This is a genomic window from Methanoculleus caldifontis, from assembly GCF_032842345.1.
GTDB classification, from domain to species: Archaea; Halobacteriota; Methanomicrobia; order Methanomicrobiales; family Methanoculleaceae; genus Methanoculleus; species Methanoculleus caldifontis.
In genome coordinates this window covers 1,557,813-1,577,348 of sequence record NZ_WBKO01000001.1, presented here as the reverse complement: position 1 = coordinate 1,577,348, position 19,536 = coordinate 1,557,813, and the positions used below count along the sequence as shown (strand labels likewise).

The 19,536-nt window shown below is 62.2% G+C and carries 21 protein-coding genes; 13 read left to right on the top strand and 8 right to left on the bottom strand.

The window, feature by feature from the left end; translation table 11 throughout:
- Positions 1-799 precede the first annotated feature (799 nt).
- Complete coding sequence (locus F8E02_RS07940) at positions 800-1,351, bottom strand: putative zinc-binding protein (protein ID WP_317064954.1); 552 nt, start codon at positions 1,349-1,351, stop codon at positions 800-802.
- 154 nt (positions 1,352-1,505) lie between these two features.
- Between F8E02_RS07940 and F8E02_RS07935 the strand changes: the two genes are divergently transcribed.
- Positions 1,506-1,865 (top strand): ArsR/SmtB family transcription factor, encoded by a 360-nt coding sequence (locus F8E02_RS07935; protein ID WP_317064953.1) that lies wholly within the window; start codon positions 1,506-1,508, stop codon positions 1,863-1,865.
- A 462-nt stretch (positions 1,866-2,327) separates the two neighbouring features.
- On the opposite strand, the gene F8E02_RS07930 is transcribed toward F8E02_RS07935, so the two are convergent.
- The 3 genes from F8E02_RS07930 to F8E02_RS07920 all read right to left on the bottom strand — a co-directional run bounded on the left by F8E02_RS07930 (position 2,328) and on the right by F8E02_RS07920 (position 4,533).
- Positions 2,328-2,585: a type II toxin-antitoxin system HicB family antitoxin gene (locus F8E02_RS07930; protein ID WP_317064952.1), complete on the bottom strand. Its 258-nt coding sequence runs from the start codon at positions 2,583-2,585 to the stop codon at positions 2,328-2,330.
- Positions 2,582-4,087: a DUF4062 domain-containing protein gene (locus tag F8E02_RS07925; RefSeq protein WP_317064951.1), complete on the bottom strand. Its 1,506-nt coding sequence runs from the start codon at positions 4,085-4,087 to the stop codon at positions 2,582-2,584. The genes F8E02_RS07930 and F8E02_RS07925 overlap by 4 nt, the downstream gene beginning before the upstream one ends.
- 236 nt (positions 4,088-4,323) lie before the next feature.
- Positions 4,324-4,533 (bottom strand): hypothetical protein, encoded by a 210-nt coding sequence (locus F8E02_RS07920; RefSeq protein ID WP_317064950.1) that lies wholly within the window; start codon positions 4,531-4,533, stop codon positions 4,324-4,326.
- Between the two features lie 180 nt (positions 4,534-4,713).
- On the opposite strand from F8E02_RS07920, the gene F8E02_RS07915 reads away from it, so the two are divergent.
- From F8E02_RS07915 to F8E02_RS07900, 4 genes are all read left to right on the top strand, one after another.
- Positions 4,714-5,058, top strand: a complete 345-nt coding sequence (locus F8E02_RS07915) for a hypothetical protein (RefSeq protein ID WP_317064949.1) — start codon at positions 4,714-4,716, stop codon at positions 5,056-5,058.
- On the top strand, positions 5,039-5,350 hold the full coding sequence (locus tag F8E02_RS07910) for a hypothetical protein (RefSeq protein ID WP_317064948.1): 312 nt from the start codon (positions 5,039-5,041) through the stop codon (positions 5,348-5,350). The genes F8E02_RS07915 and F8E02_RS07910 overlap by 20 nt, the downstream gene beginning before the upstream one ends.
- A 1,189-nt stretch (positions 5,351-6,539) precedes the next feature.
- Positions 6,540-6,932 (top strand): VOC family protein, encoded by a 393-nt coding sequence (locus tag F8E02_RS07905; RefSeq protein ID WP_317064947.1) that lies wholly within the window; start codon positions 6,540-6,542, stop codon positions 6,930-6,932.
- 136 nt (positions 6,933-7,068) lie between these two features.
- On the top strand, positions 7,069-7,848 hold the full coding sequence (locus F8E02_RS07900; RefSeq protein ID WP_317064946.1) for a B3/B4 domain-containing protein: 780 nt from the start codon (positions 7,069-7,071) through the stop codon (positions 7,846-7,848).
- A gap of 116 nt (positions 7,849-7,964) precedes the next feature.
- On the opposite strand, the gene F8E02_RS07895 is transcribed toward F8E02_RS07900, so the two are convergent.
- Positions 7,965-8,363, bottom strand: coding sequence for a DUF3795 domain-containing protein (locus F8E02_RS07895; protein ID WP_317064945.1), 399 nt, complete (start codon positions 8,361-8,363; stop codon positions 7,965-7,967).
- A 137-nt stretch (positions 8,364-8,500) separates the two neighbouring features.
- Complete coding sequence (locus F8E02_RS07890) at positions 8,501-10,012, bottom strand: sodium-dependent transporter (protein WP_317064944.1); 1,512 nt, start codon at positions 10,010-10,012, stop codon at positions 8,501-8,503.
- Between the two features lie 468 nt (positions 10,013-10,480).
- Between F8E02_RS07890 and nudC the strand changes: the two genes are divergently transcribed.
- From nudC to F8E02_RS07850, 8 genes are all read left to right on the top strand, one after another.
- A complete protein-coding gene (gene nudC, locus F8E02_RS07885; protein ID WP_317064943.1) occupies positions 10,481-11,356 on the top strand; it encodes an NAD(+) diphosphatase in 876 nt (291 codons plus the stop codon).
- A complete protein-coding gene (locus F8E02_RS07880; protein WP_317064942.1) occupies positions 11,353-11,955 on the top strand; it encodes a flavodoxin family protein in 603 nt (200 codons plus the stop codon). Before nudC ends, F8E02_RS07880 begins: the two co-directional genes overlap by 4 nt.
- The gene (locus F8E02_RS07875; RefSeq protein ID WP_317064941.1) at positions 11,952-12,749 is read left to right on the top strand and encodes an EFR1 family ferrodoxin; all 798 of its coding nucleotides are present in this window, start codon (positions 11,952-11,954) and stop codon (positions 12,747-12,749) included. The genes F8E02_RS07880 and F8E02_RS07875 overlap by 4 nt, the downstream gene beginning before the upstream one ends.
- Positions 12,750-12,802: 53 nt before the next feature.
- Positions 12,803-13,522: a TetR/AcrR family transcriptional regulator gene (locus F8E02_RS07870; RefSeq protein WP_317064940.1), complete on the top strand. Its 720-nt coding sequence runs from the start codon at positions 12,803-12,805 to the stop codon at positions 13,520-13,522.
- A gap of 141 nt (positions 13,523-13,663) precedes the next feature.
- A complete protein-coding gene (locus F8E02_RS07865) occupies positions 13,664-15,835 on the top strand; it encodes a BMP family ABC transporter substrate-binding protein (protein ID WP_317064939.1) in 2,172 nt (723 codons plus the stop codon).
- Positions 15,836-15,910: 75 nt separating this feature from the next.
- A complete protein-coding gene (locus F8E02_RS07860) occupies positions 15,911-16,297 on the top strand; it encodes a hypothetical protein (protein WP_317064938.1) in 387 nt (128 codons plus the stop codon).
- Positions 16,298-16,406: 109 nt separating this feature from the next.
- Positions 16,407-16,676, top strand: a complete 270-nt coding sequence (locus tag F8E02_RS07855; protein ID WP_317064937.1) for a hypothetical protein — start codon at positions 16,407-16,409, stop codon at positions 16,674-16,676.
- 83 nt (positions 16,677-16,759) lie between these two features.
- A complete protein-coding gene (locus tag F8E02_RS07850; RefSeq protein ID WP_317064936.1) occupies positions 16,760-18,001 on the top strand; it encodes a PQQ-dependent sugar dehydrogenase in 1,242 nt (413 codons plus the stop codon).
- On the opposite strand, the gene F8E02_RS07845 is transcribed toward F8E02_RS07850, so the two are convergent.
- Positions 17,994-19,169 carry an epoxide hydrolase family protein gene (locus F8E02_RS07845; RefSeq protein WP_317064935.1) on the bottom strand — a complete coding sequence of 392 codons (1,176 nt, stop codon included), beginning with the start codon at positions 19,167-19,169 and terminating at the stop codon, positions 17,994-17,996. The genes F8E02_RS07850 and F8E02_RS07845 overlap by 8 nt on opposite strands.
- Positions 19,170-19,237: 68 nt before the next feature.
- Positions 19,238-19,405, bottom strand: a complete 168-nt coding sequence (locus tag F8E02_RS07840; RefSeq protein ID WP_317064934.1) for a hypothetical protein — start codon at positions 19,403-19,405, stop codon at positions 19,238-19,240.
- Between the last annotated feature and the right edge of the window lie 131 nt (positions 19,406-19,536).

Here is a 19,536-nt window from a genome sequence, read left to right as displayed (position 1 = left end):
GTTGTTCGTTTTTCGAGTCAAGGCATGCCTCTGGCTCCCAGTGCTCGGCCGTCAACGGGGAAATTAATCATTACGTTGAACTGCAGCGCACAATTGACGCGGATCGTGCCTCCGTTTGGCAAGAGCCGTTACAATAGCACTGTTAGATAAATATGTGTTGTTGAGAGCGTATCAAGACTCTGGTCTTGAAGATGATTATGTAACTCCACGTGTATTTCTTCGCCTGCGCCTCCCGCGACCAATACACCGCCCTCTTCCCCCCGCAGACATCGCACCGGCCGATCTCCACCTTCACCCGCGCAAACATCCGGTGGACCGGAAAATCAGAGATTTTCCTCACTGCGTTCCAGCACCCCCGACAGGGGCTCTTGCAGCACGGACCACCGCTTTGCACCGGTTTCCAGCGCGTTGCAGCCGGCGATGCGACTTAACGGACGCGTTTCTAGCGCCTGATCCGGATTTCCTCCCCCAGGCTGCCGGATAGCCGGATCACTTCCGGCATTCCGGATATCGCACACACACGCACCCGCACCCACCCCGGCATCGGTGCCGGGGACTGTGTGTGCCTTCTGCTGTACTTCAGTACTAAGAGAGAGACGCATCTCTCTATCTGTACAACGTCCTACTGTCCCCCGGGAGGGTTACCAGGATGACCGGCGCAAAGACCACCAGGAAACTCGTTTACGAGACGGATTGCCGTGCTGAGCGGAACCGGCGGGGAGCGTTCTGCTGCGGAGAGCACCCGGGAGATGAGGCGGGCGTGAGCAGAGCGAGTTGTCAGAAAAAGGGTGATTTCTGTTTATCCGTCCGTCCTGCAGGAACTGCAGCCCCCGGCGGAGCCAGCTTGCTTCTGCACGGGGGGCCGGCAGGGTCCTGCTGCGGGAGACCGCGCGATCTGTTCCCTGACCACCTGCTCCGCCACCTGGTAGGCGTACACCGTGAACATCTCGTCAGGGACCTCGTCGATGCCGAACGGGAGATCGCGGTCGTAGATCAGGTCCGCCCTGACGATCTCCGGTTTTAGGTCGGCGATAACGCCGGCCATCATCCGCGAGGAGCAGTTTATGAAACAGCCCTCGATCGCGATCACCCTCTCTGCCCGACGCACGAGGTTCCGCTGGCCGGTGTCCTTGGTGAACGCTCCGCCGAGGCAGATCCGCACCGTCTCGTCGCGGGCAAGCCGGTGTGCGACCAGGTTTGCCGCACGACGGGCGACCTCGCCCCGTGCACACGCACCCTCGCAGGCCATCACCGCAATCTTCGGCGGTGTGGTTGCATTCTTCTCAGCGTATTCTTCGCAGGCCGCACATTTCCCGGCCACTTTCGCAATTTTTGCAATTTCGTAGTCCATTGCTGCACCTTCTACATGATGCGTGGGAAGCGCTTGGATATATATCCCGGAACCGGATTTCAAAAAAGGTTGAATCGTTGCGCGGGTTTTATATGCCTTTCCCGGGGCCGGCGGCCGTAAGAACGTATTAATCTCTGCCGGGTCATTGTGTACCATGGCAACCGCCCGCTGCTGTCCCGCCGACTGCGCCCTCCGGAGCGACTGGGAAGACGAACTCGCCCGGGAGAAAGCCTCGCTTTCCGGGGGCCGGGTCGAGGAGCTGAGCGGACTGATGAAACTGCTCGCCCATCCGACCCGCATCAGAATTCTCCTGATGCTCCTCAACCGCGACCACTGCGTTTGCGAGTTTTTTTACGTCCTCGAAGAACCGCAGAACCTTATCTCGTACAACCTGAAGAAACTCAGAGACGGCGGACTCGTCGAGTCCTATTACCGGTCGAACCACAAGATCTACAGGCTGAAGGATACGGCCGCACCGGCAATACGGAAGATCGCCGGAGCAATGAACGGCTAAAGCCAACACAGGAACGTATTCGGGATACTGCCACCCGCAATATACTGCATTACACCCGTCCGATCTGCCCGGCGTTCGGGCGAAAATCGGAATAGTAATCGCGCTTCTCCTGGCAAATTGCATGCGCAAGCGGCTTTGCTATTGTATAACGCTTTTCTTTTGATCGAGCAAATCTCTCAGCGTTACGTCCGGTGCCAGTAGTAGTAATGTACCAGTATTCTCTAATTCAGCGCCGTCCGGGGGAGATCGATCCTTACAGCACCTGCTGAAACTCTGCTCAAAACCTGCTGTAATGCTGAAAGAGTCGCCGGGCCCGGACCACCCTCCCCCCCGCCGTCATCAAGCCAGACCTCCGTCCCCCGCACCCACTGCGGGTAGAACTCGGCGTCGAACGTGAAGTACTGCTCCCGGCAGCGGACCGTGGTCCCGGACACGCCGGTTCACGGGGTGCGGCCCGGGCGTTCACCCCGGGACTTCGACGGTGAGCCTGTATTCCAGGTACCCTTCTTCGGTCGGAACGTCTTCCCCCCTCTCCCGCAGGCTCTCGATATAGACCTCGACGGCCTCCCGTGCCATCGCTATCGCCTCGTCGACGGTCTCTCCGAAGGTGATACAGCAGGGCAGGGCCGGCACTATAACCGTATACCCGCCCTCCGGCTCCGCCCGGAGGAGGATATGGTACTGCAGGTTTTCCATTTCGTGCTTGCCGACGGTGCTCATGGCATGTCTTCTCCAGAACCGGGTTTTGCCAGCGCAGCCCGGCCCTTCTCAGTCAGGCGGTATTTTTGATGCCGACTGCCGGGTTTCTCAGGGATGGTGTATTCGATCATCAGGTCATCGAGCAATTGACGGACGACCTTGTTCAGCTGTCCCGAGATCTCTTTCTGCCCGAGTCCCCTTGACAACTCCGCTTTGGACCTGGTGGCAACCGCCAGAAGCAAAAGGACTCTCTTTTCCAATGACTCTGGCCGCGACTCTGGCTGCGACTCTGGCTGCGTCCTCTGGCCGGGAGCCAGAGTCCGGCGGATGATCGTCTGGAACCCGTCGCTGACGGCAAACTCCGGCTCCGGCAGCCCGGCCTCGGTGCAGTGCCGGATCATGTCCCGTGTCCCCGTGCCCATCCGCTCGATATAGCCGGTAAGGTACATCGGCTCCGCAAGGAGCGGGTTGCCCGGCACCGACCCGTGGGCCTGGCGGAGCTTCTCGAGCGTCAGGGACGGCGGGAGCGTGCCCGGGTTCCAGATCTCCAGGCGGTCGGCAAAGAGCATCACCTGCACGCTGCCGTTGCTCGTGTAGTCACGGTGGGCGACGGCGTTGACGATCGCCTCCGCCACCACCTCTTTGGGGATCTCGTAGCGCACCGGGGCCTGCGGGCCGGCCTCGCGGGTCCCGACCGAGAGGGCGATCTTGCTCAGGACGAAGTCCACCGCCGCGTCCACGAGATCGAAGACCGTGCCCTTGTAGACCTGGTAGGACGGGATCGGTTTGGCCACCTCGGTGCCGTGGAAGTGGGCGCACTTGATCTCGGAGGAGATCAGGAACCGTTGCGGCTGCTTCCCGAAGAGGAGGACCGCGGCGTTCGTCAGGTGTCCGTCGTCGAGCAGGTTCAGGTGCTCCAGCAGGTCAGCGGAAGAGGCATTGGGGGCGAGGGAGAACCGGCGGGTCGCTCTGGCCGTGCGGAGGAACCACGCCATACGTTCAGGGTCCAGGTGTTCGAGTGTCGCCTTCGTGCACGGGGCCGCATCGAAGGGACCTGAGCGGATGAGCTGCTTCTCCTCCAGGTATTCGACCAGCGCCGCATACAGCCCGGCGACCAGTTCAGAGGGAGTGTTGAACCGCTTCCGGATCAGGCCCGCCTGCGCTCTGCGAACAAGCGCACGCATCTTCGGTTGGCGGGCATCGTCGTCCATGCCCCTGACGTAGATGAGCCGGTACTTCCCTTCGGTGGTGGCGAGATCGAACTCCCGTTCGGTCGGGGAGACCCCTTCGGCATTCTCGGAGCCGTAGTCGTTCCCGAACAGTCCGACATAGATATCACAGCGCCGGACCTCGTCGAGGTACTGATCGTCGGTACGGCGGTCGGCGGCAGGGACGTCCTCGAAGAGGAAGACCTCGAAGAACCGCCGCATCAGTGCATCGCCCTGCAGATAGTCGCGAAGGGCAGCACGCTCCTCGGCGAACTCCTTCTGCACACTGCTGATGAAGATGCGGACGGGGGTCATGCCCCTGCCTCCTCATCAATTCCTGAAGACTGGTGTGCGGCATGCCGGGCGGATGATGCCCCGAACCATTGTGCATCCCTCTGGGGTACACTGTTTCCACCTGAAAAAATCGATCCTCGTAGTGATCGAGACAGAGCACGAAGAGGTAAGCAGGTCTTCAATCGCATTTACTTTCTCCAGCAAAAGGGCATCTGTAAAGAACTATATGGGAGTCTCTGTCACGAAGGTGTACCGTTTCACACCGGGTCCCACTCGTCCCGCAGGTTTCGGGTCTCAGCCTCCAGGTCGAGATCCAGGTCCCGGTATATGCCCCGGTATCTCGCGGGCTCGGCAACCCCGATAGGTCTGTCTGCAGGTTTTTCGGCGGTCAGGCTCTCCCAGAGACCGATCGGCACGATAACGTCGGTCTTTCTGCCTTCTGCATCACAGATGTAGTGCACTCCCATGCCGCACACTCCAGAATATGCGTATGTGGGTGCTCCGGACGGATTATAGTTGTCCCCCTCTAACCCTTTCATTAAGGGAGGGCCACTCTCCTGCTCCTTCGTGACGGGCAGTTGTAACGGGGCAGATTCGCTATGCAACAAAGGGGCGGAGGCTTTTACCTGGTCGGAGAGGGGACCGGGTTGCGACGGTTCGTCGTCGCGGAGAACTGCACCTCCCGGGCACACGGGCGGAGACTGGAGGCACTCCCCTTTGAGAACCCTCCAGACTTCCAGCGGCTCACCGTGTGCAACATTTACAATACTGTTATGGCTGCGACCAAGAGAATTCCCGTTTCAGAGGGGGTCTGGGCAGCGATCTCCGAGCTGAAGCACCCCGGCCAGACCTTCGATGACCCCCTCTCCTCCATGGTGGAGCAGGAGAAGAAGCGCCGGTTCATCGAAGACATGGACCGCATCGAGGCCGAAGGAGATTTCGTGGAGCTGAATGTTGACGTTCCGGATACTGATGAACCGCAAGGCCCTTGAGAATATCCGGAGCCTCAGCGAGAAGGGCTGGCGGATCGTCATGGAGAATCTGAAAACCCTCCAGGAAGGCCCGTATCCCGGCAGCGGGAGCGACAGGGAGTGCCTGCACGTGCACGGCCGCGAAGACACCCATAGACTTCATATCAGCCGGACATTCACGGCATTCTATCGCATCCATGAGCAGGAGTTGGAAGTCCATGTTCTCGCCGTGATGTCAATCGAGCAGGCGCATAAACGGTACGGACGGTTCCGACCTCTCTTCGGCTCTATTGAAATGCTTCACACCCTCTAGAGAACGCCCGGGTACCACGAGATGGTGGTGATGTGACCTCACGCGAAGCCGCGAAGGCACGAAGCCTGAATAGATACTGACAGCCTCCTTCGCGTTCTTCGAAGCCTGAGGGCTTCTCATGCTCGCTTTGCTCGCACTTCGCACCCGATAGTGCTCGAACTCCGGCCCTTTGGCCCATCGCACTTCACGGCTTCGCATGAGTCGAGTGGTCTGGAGAATTCTGCAGACGATTCGATCTCAGGGAGGGATTCAACAAAGCCCTCTTTTCATTTTGCGACTGAGATTCGGGCGTGCATCCGCTCAGACGATTTTTGTATTGATTCATACAGCGGTGAGATCGCGCGGAAATAGCGCTCTACAGCTATCCTGTTGCCTGCGGGAAATGTCCGATCTCGGCGCGCCCCCAAACACTTTCCCGCGTCGTCATGCCGTGCGTGTATTCTCTGAATACCGTTCAAACGATAGATTCCGCGAATTTATTCAGACCGCGGCAGGGGAACTCCCCGGCATGGAAGAGACCACGGGTTCAACTCCCGCCCGGCCCATCATCTTTTGCGTCCTCACACTCCAGAATAAACGCTCCCTGATACCCGCACTGCCGACAATGATACAGCGTCGCGTACAGGCCACGGGCGTCCCAGTAGATGTCGGTGCTCCGGCATATCGGGCAGCGCATAACCTTCCGGGTCGTTTCACTCATGCTACCATCCTGGGGTCCTTCAGGGTTTGAGGGTATTGGATCTCCCCTGCGCAACCCCGGCGGCTTTTTCATTCCCGCACACCCACGGCATCGAGGCCTTCTTACCCAGTACCGTCGCGGTTGCGCCGTATCCGTGCCGGTTCTTCCCGCGGTGTGTCCACAGAGGGCATGCCCAGGATCGGCGGTGACGAACGTCGTATCCTGTATGATGCAGCGCTTGATGGTGAGGCCCGGTGCTTGCCGCTGGCACTCAGCCCGGATCTCAACGTCTTTCCCGGTTTGCGCCAGGCGCTCTCGTGATTGTCAGACCGGCAACTGGTCCGAGGTGGTCCCGGAATGCCCCGGGAAATGGCAGAACGAGATCCGATCCGTCGCCTGGCGCTCAGAGTCAGGGAGAGCATACCACTGCCGGTGCACTCACGAACAAAGTCGTCATTCGGCCTCATAAGTCGCCGAAACAGACATATAGTTCTCCGGATATGGACGATCATGAAGATCATACTGACCAATGTATTTGTAAACGATCAGGACAGGGCTCTGAAATTCTACACCGAAGTGTTGGGCTTTGTGAAAAAGAGTGACGTTTCTGCCGGAGATTATAGGTGGCTTACCGTCGTTTCTCCTGACGATCAGAGCGGGACTGAGCTGTTGCTTGAGCCGAACAGCAATCCGGTAGCACAGGCGTACCAGGAAGGAATACGTGAACAAGGCATCTCTGCCGCGTCTTTTGGTGTCGAAGACATCCATGCGGAATATGAAAGACTCAAAGAACGGGGCGTGAAGTTCACGATGGAGCCGACAGAAGTTGTTGACCAGGTGACCATAGCGGTCTTCGACGACACCTGCGGCAATCTCATCCAGATTCAAACAATGCAGAAATAAGCGGTATCGTTGGGGGCAGCCTTCTCCAGAACCGGTGAAACTCCTCTATGTTCTATCGGCTCACCCACGTGCGGGATTGTAAATATGGCAAAATCTTACGATCCTGCCACAGTAGCGACCAGGAGGATTCCCGTCCTTGATTCAAAAAAAAGTCAATACTGGTGAGGACAGAGAAAAGAGTTGGTACGAGCATCTCCACCGCCGGAAGGCTCCATTCCTCAAGGCTGGAGATGCCTCAATCAATCCAGCAGGAACGGTACGAGCCATGGAAATTCACAAGGAGATTCTTGCCGCCTTCCCCGGCCTCTCAGTTGCAGAAGGTGATGTCGGACCGCTCTCGATCCAGGAGAAGAGCCCGCCCCTGGAAGCCCTGAAGGATGAGATCGTCTGCTCGGTAAGGGAACGGTATACGCTTGAGCAGGTCAAGGATGAACCTCTCTTCAGGGCTTATCGGGACTTCTTCTGGAGGGTGGGCGTCGATCCGACCAGGACGCGGCCCGCCTCGGAAGCGCTGGTGAGAAGGATCCTGGCCAAAAAGATGCTCCCGACGATCAACACCGCGGTGGATGCCTATAATCTGGCCTCGATCCGCACAGGCATACCCATTGCCGCTTTTGATGCCGATACCCTGGGCGGGGAACTCTCCATGCGGTTTGCAGAAGAGGGTGAAGAGTTCCTCGGCATCGGGATGGCAAGACCCGCCGTTCTCCATAAGAACCAGGTTATCCTGACAGATGACGACGAGATCGTCGCCGTCTACCCGTACCGTGACTCGGATGCAACAAAGATCACCCTCGCCACAACGATGGTGCATATTGTGGCATGCGGCGTGCCGAAGGTTGAGAGAGAGAAGGTGCATTCGGCATACGAACTGGCTGTCGCATACCTGCGGGAATACGCTTCCGGCACCCGGTGAATCTTCGACCGGATCAGAGGCCATCGCCCACTACCCGACAACCGGGATAGCCAGGGGAAGCGACCGGAGGCCGGTCTGCAGAAAAAAAGCAGAATAGCGCGGGCTGTGCTCCCCCCTCACCACGCCTGGCCGCAGTGCGGGCAGCGATCCCGGTGAACAGAGAGGATGGATCCGCACTGCGGGCATCTCCAGCGGACTTCCTCCTGCTCGACGAACGCCGCGACGCCCCGTTCCCGGATCTCGCGAAGGTTCTCCAGCATGCTCATCCGGTACTTTGTCGTGTAGCGCTTGTCCAGGCGTTTCAGCCGCGGGCAGGGATATCCGGCGCAGTCGTAGCAGTAGTCTCCCGTGCGGTCTTCGCAGTTCCTGATCCTGCATTCGGCACAATACCGGGGCAGTCTGGCGGCATCCTCCGTCCGGCAGCCCGGACATTGGTTCTTCTCCCGGAGATAGGCGATGCAGAGCCCGCAGTTCATTCCGCAGGAGGCGATCAGGTCGGAGGAGAGGTGGGTCATTAGTTCCCGTATGATCGCGGCAGGGCAAGAACATTCTCGTTTGGGTCCGCCGCAGGATGAAACGGAGGTGACTGCGAACTACCGCACGTATCATCCTTCATCGGAGAGCGTGATCGATGACCCGCCGTGCGGCGGCATCACTCCCCGGCCGCCGGTTCGGCCTGCGGCCCGCCGTCTCTGCCGGGTCCGCCTCCGAGCACCCGGGATACCGCGACGGCGACGATCGGGGTGCCGAGGACGAGCGCCAGTCCCACTGCCTGCGCGAGGGGCGGATACCCCCCGTACGGCGTGCCGATCCTCTCGACGAGGCTCGCGGCGACCGCCACGATCAGGACGGCGGGAACGAGATACCTGATACTGAGGTCCCACCACCTGCCGACCGGGCGCGATGCCGATGCGTTCATGAACCCGCGGAGCCGCCCGGCACCGTACAGGTGTCCGATCACGATCGTCTCCAGGATGCCGACGACGAGAATCGCAAACGAGCTGTAGTAGGCGTCGATGAGATCGATCCAGTACAGCCCGCCATTCGTCATGAAGAGCAGGCCGACAAGGAAGATCCCGGCGGAGACCAGGGCGGAGAGGAGCGCGGGCGGTATGCCGATGTAGTCCTCGAGCGATATGCTGATGCCCTCGACCGCGGCGAAGATGGAGTCGACGGCAAGGGTGACGAACATCAGGAAGAAGAGGACGCCGAAGATCTCGGGGGCCACGGGCAGGAGGCTGATGACCGTCGGATAGACCACGAACGCGAGCTCGATGCCCCCTTTCACGACTTCGGGGACCGGCACGCCGGTGGTGTGGGCGAGGTAGCCCAGGGTCGAGAAGACGGCGATCCCGGCGATGAACGACGTGACGCTGTTTGCGATGCAGATCAGAAAGCCGCTCCTGACGAGGTCGTGGCGGTCAGGGAGATACTTCGCGTAGGCGATCATGATCCCCATGCCGATCGAGAGCGAGTAGAAGATCTGGCCGAAAGCGGCCCCCCAGACCTCGGGCCTCGCGAGCGCTCCAAAGTCCGGCGTCAGGTAGTATACGAGCCCGTCGATCGCCCCCGGCAGCGTCACGCCCCGGACGACCAGGACGATCAGGCAGGTCCAGGGGAGGAGGACCGTCAGCCAGACGACCTTCTCGACGCTCCGGATCCCGCGGAAGATCGAGAGGTATACCGCTATCCAGGAGATGACGGCACCGAGGACGACCGGCCAGTTCATGCCGCCGAGCGTGAAGATATCGGGCGAGAGGCGGAGGAAAGTCTCGTAGAAGAACCCTTCGGGGTCCGACCCCCAGGCCAGCGTCGAGGCAAACCCGATGTAGTTCACGCCCCAGGCCATGATCACCGAGTAGTATGCCATCAGGATCACGGTCAGGATCACGACGAGCCAGCCGATCCACTCGGCCTTCCGGCCGACGAGCTTCTTGAACGAGCCGGGGACTCCGGCCCGCGCCCGGTACCCGAGAGCGCTCTCCATCAGCCAGAGCGGAATGCCGGCAAAGAGCAGGGCGACGATATAGGGTATAAGGAATGCCCCGCCGCCGTTGTCGTAGCAGATATAGGGGAACCGCCAGAGGTTTCCAAGGCCTATCGCCGCCCCTATCCCGGCGAGTATGAAGGTGAGCCGGGAGCTCCAGCGCTCTTCTGCACTCATTAATCAGATATCTTGCGTCCGGGGCAGGAAAGAGGTATCGTTATCATTCGTGGATTTTTTCAGCCGGAGGAGCAGGAGATCGTTGCCAGGATAGTCCGGGCGGTCACGAAGTCGGAGGACCTGGTGCCGGAAGTTCAGGTTCCGCCGGTTTGAGGGCATGGAGGGCCTGCCCGGACGAGTTTTCTCCTGCCGGAGCCTTCTCCCCGCCTCTCCCCGGTCGCAGGATGGGCGGTGTGCGTCTTCTGCCGTACTCCTGGTCCAGCCCCATAACCTAAAGTTACAAAATAACCGACAGTTATAATATAACCGAGAGACAACAATCTGGTAGACTACCTTCGGGCAGCCTGGAGTTAGACCTCCCCGGTGGGGGAGGGATGAATCGGATGGAGACTCAACAGAGAGAATGGGAATCCCGTGGAGACGTGTATGGAATCGAAAGGCCCGGGATCATGGGAATTGGGGGTTTTTATGGAGCATAGAGCAAGGTTTGCAGTCGGCTGTCTGCACAAGCAGTACCCGGAACCGGACCGGCTCCCGGAAGATGCATGCCTGGTGTTTGTCCGTGACGGGGGGGTCTGCGTCAGGAGCGGCAGCACGCCGACCATCTTTCAGGAGACACTTCCGGACCTTCCGGAAGGACTGAAGAAGGATGCCCGTTACCTCGGCCACCGGGGGCTCGTTCCCTGCTATGCCGTCGAGGTCCCCGGCGACCTCCCCCTGCCCGAAGGGCTGGCATACTCCGGCGTGCGCGAACTTGCCGGCCTCATCCCGGACGAGGAACTTGCCGTTGCCGCGCTTGCTGCTCAGATCATCGACTACGACCGGACCACCCGGTTCTGCGGGAGGTGCGGTGCGGCAACGGAACCCGTAAAAACAGAGCGGGCCAGGGTCTGCCCGTCCTGCCACCGGATCGTGTATCCCCGGCTCTCCCCGGCGATCATCGTCCTGGTGAGAATGAACGACACCATCCTCATGGTCCGGGGGATCAGGGCGCCACCCGGCAGGTACAGCCTCGTCGCCGGGTTCGTCGAGCCCGGTGAGTCGGTCGAGGATGCCGTGCGCCGCGAGGTCCGTGAGGAGACGGGGATTACAATCAAAAATATCCGGTATCGTGCAAGCGAACCGTGGCCGTTCCCCGACTCGCTCATGCTCGGCTTCGTTGCCGATTACGACGGGGGAGAAGTCGCCCCGGACGGCGTCGAGGTCGAGAGCACCGTATGGGTTGACCGCGACCATCTCCCGACTCTTCCGCCGAGACTCAGCCTCACCCGTGCGCTCATCGACGACTGGGCAACGGAGCCCCGGAGCGCGGATGAGATCAAAGGAAGGGGTGAAGGGAGATGAGAAGACTGAAAGTCGTTGCATTCAACGGAAGCCCCCGGAAGGACGGCAACACGTCCATCCTGATCCGGCGGATCCTTGACGAACTCGAGAACGAGGGCATCGAGACGGAACTCGTCCAGGTCGGCGGGCAGATGATCCGCGGATGCGCTGATTGCCGGAGATGCTTTGAGAACCGGGACCTGCGGTGCGCTTTTGACGACGATATCGTGAACGACTGCATCGAGAAGATGATCGATGCCGACGGGATCGTCCTCGGCTCGCCGGTCTACTTCCTCGACGTCACGTCCGAGATGAAAGCCCTGATCGACCGGGCGGGCGTGGTGGCCAGGGCGAACGGCCGGCCCTTCCAGCGCAAAGCGGCGACCGCCGCGGCAGCCGTGCGGAGATCCGGTGCAAACCATACCGTCGACACCCTGCTCCACTTCATGCTCTACAGCGGGATGACGGTCCCGGGAGTCCCGGTGATCGGTATCGGCCGGGATATCGGGGACGTCCTGAGGGACGAAGAAGGCATGGCAAGGGCGAAAGAAGCCGGAAAGAACATGGCGTGGCTGCTGAAGACGATCGCGGCCGCAGACCGGACGGAGGAGAGAGTATGAAGATTGAATCGCTGAAACTGGTATGTTTCTCGCCTACGGGAACATCAAAGACGGTTATCCAGGGTATCGCACGGGGAATAAACCACGACAAGGCGGAAATCATCGACATCACCACGCCGGACGCGAGGAGAGAGCCGCTGGAGACATCGGAGAACGAACTGCTCGTCGTTGCGGTCCCGGTGTACATGGGAAGGGTGCCGGCCCTCCTGGTGGAGTGGTTGCAGGCGATCAAAGCCCATGACACGCCCGCGGTAGGTGTCGTCGTCTACGGCAACCGCGTGTATGACGATGCGCTCATCGAGTTGAACGATATGCTGGCTCAGCGTGGCTGCAGACCGATCGCCGGCGCAGCGTTCATCGGGGAACACTCGTTCTCCAGCGCCGAGACGCCGACGGCAGAAGGGCGCCCGGATGCAAGCGACCTGCGCCAGGCAGAGTTGTTCGGGTGTAAGATCCGGGAGAAACTCAACGCCGTCCCGTCGGCCGACCGGATTGATGTAGCGATACCCGGCTGCCGCCCTTACCGGGGAGACCCGACACTCTGGACGGTTGACTTTGTTGCAGTCAGCGATGCGTGTACCGGGTGCGGGGTCTGTGCAGAGGGATGCCCCACCGGCGCCATCGACCCGGAAGACGGCTACTCGGTCGATACGGAGAAGTGCATCACGTGTTGCGCCTGCATCAAGAACTGTCCCGCCCACGCGAGAACGATGAAGCCCGGTCTGGTCAGGGACGCTTCGGTGCGGCTGAGTACACTGTACCGGGAACGAAAGGAGCCCGAGTATTTCTTATAATGGCCGGTTTCCCGCGGTTACATTGGGGATTTCAATAAGGATCGGGTGAAGCTATGGGAGTCGCCGATAGGAGACAGCGCGAGAAGGAGCAGCGGAGGAACGAGATCATCGATGCAGCCGAGCGCCTCTTCTTCTCCCGGAGTTACGAAGACGTCTCGATGGAGGGCATAGCCCGGGAGGTTGAACTGAACAAGGCGACCATCTATCTCTATTTCAAAAACAAAGAGGCTCTCTTCGCCGCTGTCGTGCTCCGCGGCGTCGAGATCCTCAAGGCGAGATACGCGGAGTGCATGGAAAGAGAGGTCCCCGGCATCGTCAGGGTGGTCCTGATGGGCCAGGCCTATTACCGGTTCGCACAGGAACACCCCGACTACCTCCGGCTCATCCACTTCTATGGGTCCGAACGGTTCTCGAGGGAGAACCCCTGCGCCGCAGAGATCGGGAAGGGCTACGGCACCTGCCGCCTGATCCTGGCGGACGCAATAAAGGAGGGGATCGAAGACGGGACGATCCGGCCGGATCTCGATCCGTTCCTGACCTCGATGTATCTCATGACGTCCTTCATGGGCATTCTCTCCATGGAGAACAAATGGAAGATGGTGATCGAGGCGGAGGGATTCAGCTACGAGCAGTTCGCGAGCGAGTTCTTTCGGTTCATCATCCCGGCAATCGCCCCGGGGTCTCACAACGTGGATGTCAGGGACTTTGAACCGTTCGGGCTCTCTCTGACCGGGCCGGCGGCGCCTGAGAAGGAAGAGAGGAGACGATCTTAATTTTTCAGGCGGGGCCTGCCGGGAGGCAGGGGCGAGACCCCGCTCGATCGGAGCCGGAGACCAAAGAAAAGCGATATGTGAGCCGCCGCCGAGTACGTATGACTATCCGCCGACCGCACCAGGCGCCCGGACGAAGTTACCATGACCGCACGAACATCGCCCCTTATCCCGGTCCTCATGCTCATCTGTACCGTCACGATAACAGTCCTCTCTGCAGGATGCACCGCAACGGCCGATCCCGGCCCCGTCCGGATCGGGGTCCTGCTGCCCGCGAGCGGGCCGCTTGCCACGCACTCGATCGAAGGGCTCGCCTGGGCGGTGGACGCGCTGAACCGGCATGGCGGCGTAGACGGCCGCGCGATCGAACTCGTCTACCGGGACACGAGCGCCGGCAACATCTCCGGATACGCCGAGGAACTTGCCGGGCGGGAGGATATCGACGTCATCATCGGCCCCGCGACGAGCGCGGAACTCGTCCGGATCGCGCCTCTCGTCACGGAACGGGGCAAGATCCTCATCTCGCCGAGCGCCACGTCGGGCCTCGTCACGGCCGAGTACCGGGAGAACGAGCTCGTCTGGAGGACCTGCTCCGCCGACGGCGAGCAGTTGAAGGCGATCTTCGGGACCCTCCGGGATACCGGCGTCCGGAACGTCTCGCTCGTCGCCGCGAACACCACCTACGGGGAGACGTTCGCACGGCTTGCCCCTGCGGCGGCGGCGATGACCGGGGTCCGGCTCACCGGAACGACCATCGTCGAGGTCTCCGATAACTTCACGGAAGTGGCCGCACGGATAGGCGAGGAAGGGCCCGATATGGTCGTCGCGGCCGTCTACCCCGAGGAGGCGGCCGGGATCGCGGACGCGCTCGCCGCAACGGGCTCGCCCGCCGGTCTCTTCCTGACCGACGCCGCCCGCTCGCCCTACCTGATAGAGAGCCTCGGCGAGCGGGCGGAGGGAATCCGGGGCACGTCGCTCTCTTCCGACCCCTCGACCGGCTACGCGATCGCCTACGAGGAGGTCTTCGGCGAGGCGCCGCCGGCGTTTGCCGCTCAGACCTACGACGCCCTCCTCCTGGCCGTCTACACCGCGGCCCGGCAGGAGGCGGCCCCGAAGGAGTCGCCCGCCGCCTCCCTGCGCCGGGTCGTCTCCGGCGACGGCATCGTCAAAGGCTGGGACCCCCAGGAGGCGAGCGAGGCCGCAACGATGATCCGGGCGGGCGCTCGCCCCTCCGTCACCGGCGCCTCGGGCCCCCTCCGGTTCGGCGAACACTCCTCGGCAGGCCCGCTCGCCGGCTACTATACCCGCTGGACGGTCGAGGGCGGGGAGTTCTGCGAGAACACCCCGGTCGCGTCCGCGGACGTAACCCCGCGCCTCCCCGGCCTCTCCTCGCCCGGTGCTGCCGGCGACGGCCCGGTGATCTGGATGGTCTACCCGCTGGCAAAAGGCGACCGGTCGTTTGCCGACACCGCGTACCGGGGCCTCTTCCGGGCGCAGGAGTCGTATGATTTCACGAAGCGGGAGTTCTCGTATGACGATCTCGCGCTCCTTGACGCCGTCTTTGCCGCGCGGAACTTCACCGAGAAGCCCGACCTGGTCATCACCGAGGGGTTCCAGTTCGCCGACGCTTCCCGGGCGTGGGCGGAGACGAACCCCGATATCCGGTTCTTCACCCTCGAACAGGCGAATTACGGCCTCCCGAATGCCTGTGACGCCGTGATGGTTCCCTACGGGGCATCCTACCTCGCGGGCGTGATGGCGGCGAACATGACGGAGACGGGCAGGATCGGTGCGATCGCCGGTGCGCCGGTCGCCGTCATCGACCCCTTCGTCGAGGGGTTCCGGGCAGGGGCGGCGGCATACGACCCCTCCGTGAACGTCACGGTCCGCTACGTCGGCGAGAGTTTCGAGGGGTTCGGGATGCCGGAACGTGCGGGCGCGATCGCCCGTGACCTCCGCAGGGAGGGTGTCGACGTCGTCCTGATGATCGCGGGCTCCTCGAACACCGGGATCGTGGACGCCGCCCGCGAGACCTCCGACGTCTACCTCATCGGGGAGGACACCGACCAGTCCTATCTCGCCCCGAACCTCGTCGTCGCCTCGGTGGTCAAGGAGATCGACGCGATCGTCTACCACGCGGCGGCAGGCGAGGTCGACGGCACGTTCACGCCTGGGCAGGAGGTCTGGACGCTCGAGAACGGCGGCACCGGGCTCTTCGTCTCCCCGCGGTTTTCGGAGTATGGATGGGTCGCCGCCGACTGGCAGGAGCGGGCGGTCGCCGCGGAGAAAGACTACCTCGGGACGGCAGCCGTCTGACCCGGGACCCGCCCGGATCTGCCGATCTGATATGTTCGCACGTCGATATCTCTATGCTGTGCCGCGTGCGCACGGGTGATCAAGACGACCTGGCAGGACTTCGCCATAACCGGCATCACAGTACTCTTCGCGGTCATGCTCCTGCCGCAGCTCCGCGACGTGATCTCGCGCGGGGCCGTGCTGAACTTCTTCTCGGCGCTCTTCACGAGCCTCCTCGGCTACGCCATGGCCATGGTCTTTGCCACCCTCGGCCTCTGGATATCGGTGATCGGCCAGGGGCTCGTCGCGACGGCCTGGATGCTCCTCGCATACTTCTCGCTCCGGAACGTGCGCGAGCATATGTTCCCGGAAGAGACGCTTGGATCCGTCGCTCTCGATTTCTTTACGGTCTGGGTCAGGGGAGTGGCCTTCATCGTCGCAGGCGGCGTGAAGGGGATCGTCTCGCGGATCAGGCAGGGCTGATTGCCGGAGAAGCCGGGCCGGACCCGATCCCGCTTCACCCGGCAGAGCGGTTATCAAGCGGCCCTTTCATTCCGGAAAGGATAACTCCCCGGCATGGCAAGAACGTATCATGGAGCGGACGGCAAGAACGGGCCGGATGGATCTCCTCAGGGAGATCGATGCGTTCACCGATGAGTATGGGGATATCCTCGCCCGGTATCACACGTATACCATGGGCGACCTCAACCGCATCGAACAGGAGTGCCACAGGCTGCACGACGAGGCGTGCAGCAGGGGCGCCTGCGGGACCGCCGGCGGACTGGTGAAACTGGAGTATCTCATCTGTCGGGCGAAGGAGATGCGGGCGAAGATGATGGAGGAGGAGAGAGGGCCGGGATAGCCGCAATAGCAGGGTTCCCAGTCTCCCGGCAGCAGGGTTTAAGTACTTCAGCCCGATCCATTCCCGCAGGGAGTGGGAGTATCATGCCAGAAAGAGCAAACCGGGAACGGATCGGCCTCAAATTCATCGCCGGGGGGTTCACCATGCCCGTCGCGCTCGCGTCCCCCGCCGACGGGACCGGGCGGCTCTTCGTCGCGGACCTCCCGGGCGTCGTCCGGGTCATCGGCGCCGACGTTGATGGGACCTTCCTCGACATCGCCGATCGCGTCGTCGACCTCCGCACCGGCTACGACGAGCGCGGGCTCCTCGGCCTTGCGTTCCACCCGAAGTTCAGGGAGAACGGGAGGTTCTTCGTCTACTACAGCGCTCCGCTCAGGGCCGGGGCGCCGGAGGGCTGGGACCACACGAGCCGGGTCTCGGAGTTCGCCGTCGCTACCCCCGACCGGGCGGACCCCGGCTCAGAGCGGGTGATCCTGGAGGTCGACCAGCCGCAGTCGAACCACAACGGCGGCTCGATCGCCTTCGGCCCCGACGGCTATCTCTACATCCCGCTCGGCGACGGCGGCGGCGCGAACGATACCGGGAGAGGCCATCCGCCGGGAGGAAACGGGCAGGATATCGAGACGCTGCTCGGGAGCATCCTGCGGATCGACGTCGACGGCCCCAGACCCTACGGGATCCCGCCCGACAACCCCTTCGTCGGCAGAGCGGGGCGGGACGAGATCTGCGCCTACGGCCTCCGCAACCCGTGGAGGATGACGTTCGATGCCGGAGGAGAGTACCGGCTCTTCGCCGCCGACGCCGGGCAGTACCTCTGGGAGTCGGTGAAGATGATCGTTCCGGGCGGGAATCATGGATGGAACCTCCGGGAGGGCAATCACGCCTTCGACCCCGACAACCCCCGCGAGTCGCCGGCGGACGTGCCCCGGACCGGCCGGCGGGGCGAGCCCCTCGTTCCGGCGATCATCGAGTACCCGAATGCCAACCAGCCCGGCGGCATCGGGGCGGTCGTCATCGGCGGGTATGTCTACCGCGGGAAGGCGCTCCCCGGGCTCGTCGGGCGCTACGTCTTTGGGGAGTGGAACCGGGCGGGGGCCGACGGCGACGGGATCGTCTTCGCCGCGACGCCTCCGGAACGGGCCGGTGGGATGTGGGAGTTTGATGAAGTCGAGGTGGCCGGGAGCCGGAGCGTGGGGGCATACGTCCTCGCATTCGGGGAGGACGCGGAGCACGAACTCTACATCCTGACCGCAGAGGAGCGGGGGCCGACCGGGAAGACGGGGCGCATCTACCGGCTTGTCCCGCCGCCTCCCGGATTTACATGATGCTCCAGAAGAACGCACGGATATCTCCGGCGAGCAACTCCGGCTCCTCCATGGCCCCGAAGTGGCCGCCGCGCGGGATCTCGGTCCAGTGCTGCACGTTCATGCTCCGTTCGGCATATTCACGAGGGATGCCGACGTGCCGGGTGAAGATGCCGGCCCCGACCGGCACCTCGATCCGCTCGCCGGGAGCAAGCACCGGGGTCGCGAAGGTGTTCTCGAAGTATGTCCGTGCCGCCGAGCCGGCGGTCTCCGTGAGCCAGTAGATCATCACGCTCGTGATCAGCTCGTCCCGGGTGAAGCGCGTTGAGAGATCGCCGTCGCAGTCGCAGAGGTCCCGGAACTTGTCGAGCAGCCAGGCCGCGAGACCCACCGGCGAGTCGTTCAGGCCGTACGCCAGGGTCTGCGGGCGATTGCTCTGGACGATCGCGTATGCGGCGCCGGGCGTCCAGAGCCACCCCTCCGTCCCTTCCAGGTACGCCCGCTCGGCGTAGGTAAGGTCGGGGAGAGCGTCCTGGCCGGGCGTGAAGTCGGGGTAGGCGAAGTTGAAGAGGTATATCCCCGTCAGCGCTTCCGGGTACCGGGCCCCGAGCAGCCTCGAAACACCGCTCCCCCAGTCGGTCCCGCCGGCGGCGTACCGCTCATAGCCGAGCACGTCGGTCATGAGGGTGTGCCAGAGGTCGGCGGTCCTGCCGATATCCCAGCCGGGCTCATCGGGCCGGGCGGAGAACCCGAACCCCGGCATGGACGGCACGACCAGATCGAACGACCGGCCGTCGCGGCCCGCGGGGTCCGTCAGGAGCGGGATGAGTTTGTAGAACTCGTAGAACGAGCCCGACCAGCCGTGCGTCAGGATAAGGGGTATCGGCTCAGGGCCCCTGCCGCGCTCGTGCACGAAGTGGACCTCCATGCCGTCGAGCTCCGCGGTGAACTGCGCGAACCGGTTCAACTCCGCTTCGCGGGTCCGCCAGTCGTATTCGTGCTGCCAGTAGTCCGCGAGCTCCTTCATGAACCCCGGGTCTGTGCCGTACTCCCACCCCGCACCCTTCACCTCGTCGGGCCAGCGCGTGGCCTCGAGCCGGCGTGCCAGATCTTCGAGCTCTTCGTCGGGGATATCGATCTTGAACGGTCTTGCTCCCATCATCGCCTCCGGAGTGCGTACCGGAGACATTCTCCCCTTCTCCGCCACATCCGCTCGCTTCTGACAGCCTATCGATATTCAAGGTATCGCCGGTACACTCACGGCTCCTGGACACCCCGCATGGTCGTCTCGAAATCCCGCATGCGACCAAAGTCCGGCGTGGTAGAGACCAGGCGATACCCGTCGGGGTCGCTCACCAGGACGTCGCGGGTGCTCAGGTCCGTTCTATCGGGCCTTCGACGACGACGCCGGACAGAAGCGCTCACATCATCAAGAAAGCGAAAAATTCCTGGTGACTGCAGATCTGCGGCGCTGAAATGTTCAAGAATGTCACATTTTACGATCTACCAAAACGTATCCGTCCATATCATTTATACAGACACATATAATCATGGCA

What these genes read in the sequence shown, in the direction of transcription:
- F8E02_RS07940 (WP_317064954.1), bottom strand. Translation starts at nt 1,351, where the DNA reads ATGGACTACGAAATTGCAAAAATTGCGAAAGTGGCCGGGAAATGTGCG.
- F8E02_RS07935 (WP_317064953.1), top strand. Translation starts at nt 1,506, where the DNA reads ATGGCAACCGCCCGCTGCTGTCCCGCCGACTGCGCCCTCCGGAGCGAC.
- F8E02_RS07930 (WP_317064952.1), bottom strand. Translation starts at nt 2,585, where the DNA reads ATGAGCACCGTCGGCAAGCACGAAATGGAAAACCTGCAGTACCATATC.
- F8E02_RS07925 (WP_317064951.1), bottom strand. Translation starts at nt 4,087, where the DNA reads ATGACCCCCGTCCGCATCTTCATCAGCAGTGTGCAGAAGGAGTTCGCC.
- F8E02_RS07920 (WP_317064950.1), bottom strand. Translation starts at nt 4,533, where the DNA reads ATGGGAGTGCACTACATCTGTGATGCAGAAGGCAGAAAGACCGACGTT.
- F8E02_RS07910 (WP_317064948.1), top strand. Translation starts at nt 5,039, where the DNA reads ATGAACCGCAAGGCCCTTGAGAATATCCGGAGCCTCAGCGAGAAGGGC.
- F8E02_RS07905 (WP_317064947.1), top strand. Translation starts at nt 6,540, where the DNA reads ATGAAGATCATACTGACCAATGTATTTGTAAACGATCAGGACAGGGCT.
- F8E02_RS07895 (WP_317064945.1), bottom strand. Translation starts at nt 8,363, where the DNA reads ATGACCCACCTCTCCTCCGACCTGATCGCCTCCTGCGGAATGAACTGC.
- F8E02_RS07890 (WP_317064944.1), bottom strand. Translation starts at nt 10,012, where the DNA reads ATGAGTGCAGAAGAGCGCTGGAGCTCCCGGCTCACCTTCATACTCGCC.
- nudC (WP_317064943.1), top strand. Translation starts at nt 10,481, where the DNA reads ATGGAGCATAGAGCAAGGTTTGCAGTCGGCTGTCTGCACAAGCAGTAC.
- F8E02_RS07880 (WP_317064942.1), top strand. Translation starts at nt 11,353, where the DNA reads ATGAGAAGACTGAAAGTCGTTGCATTCAACGGAAGCCCCCGGAAGGAC.
- F8E02_RS07875 (WP_317064941.1), top strand. Translation starts at nt 11,952, where the DNA reads ATGAAGATTGAATCGCTGAAACTGGTATGTTTCTCGCCTACGGGAACA.
- F8E02_RS07870 (WP_317064940.1), top strand. Translation starts at nt 12,803, where the DNA reads ATGGGAGTCGCCGATAGGAGACAGCGCGAGAAGGAGCAGCGGAGGAAC.
- F8E02_RS07865 (WP_317064939.1), top strand. Translation starts at nt 13,664, where the DNA reads ATGACCGCACGAACATCGCCCCTTATCCCGGTCCTCATGCTCATCTGT.
- F8E02_RS07855 (WP_317064937.1), top strand. Translation starts at nt 16,407, where the DNA reads ATGGAGCGGACGGCAAGAACGGGCCGGATGGATCTCCTCAGGGAGATC.
- F8E02_RS07850 (WP_317064936.1), top strand. Translation starts at nt 16,760, where the DNA reads ATGCCAGAAAGAGCAAACCGGGAACGGATCGGCCTCAAATTCATCGCC.
- F8E02_RS07845 (WP_317064935.1), bottom strand. Translation starts at nt 19,169, where the DNA reads ATGTCTCCGGTACGCACTCCGGAGGCGATGATGGGAGCAAGACCGTTC.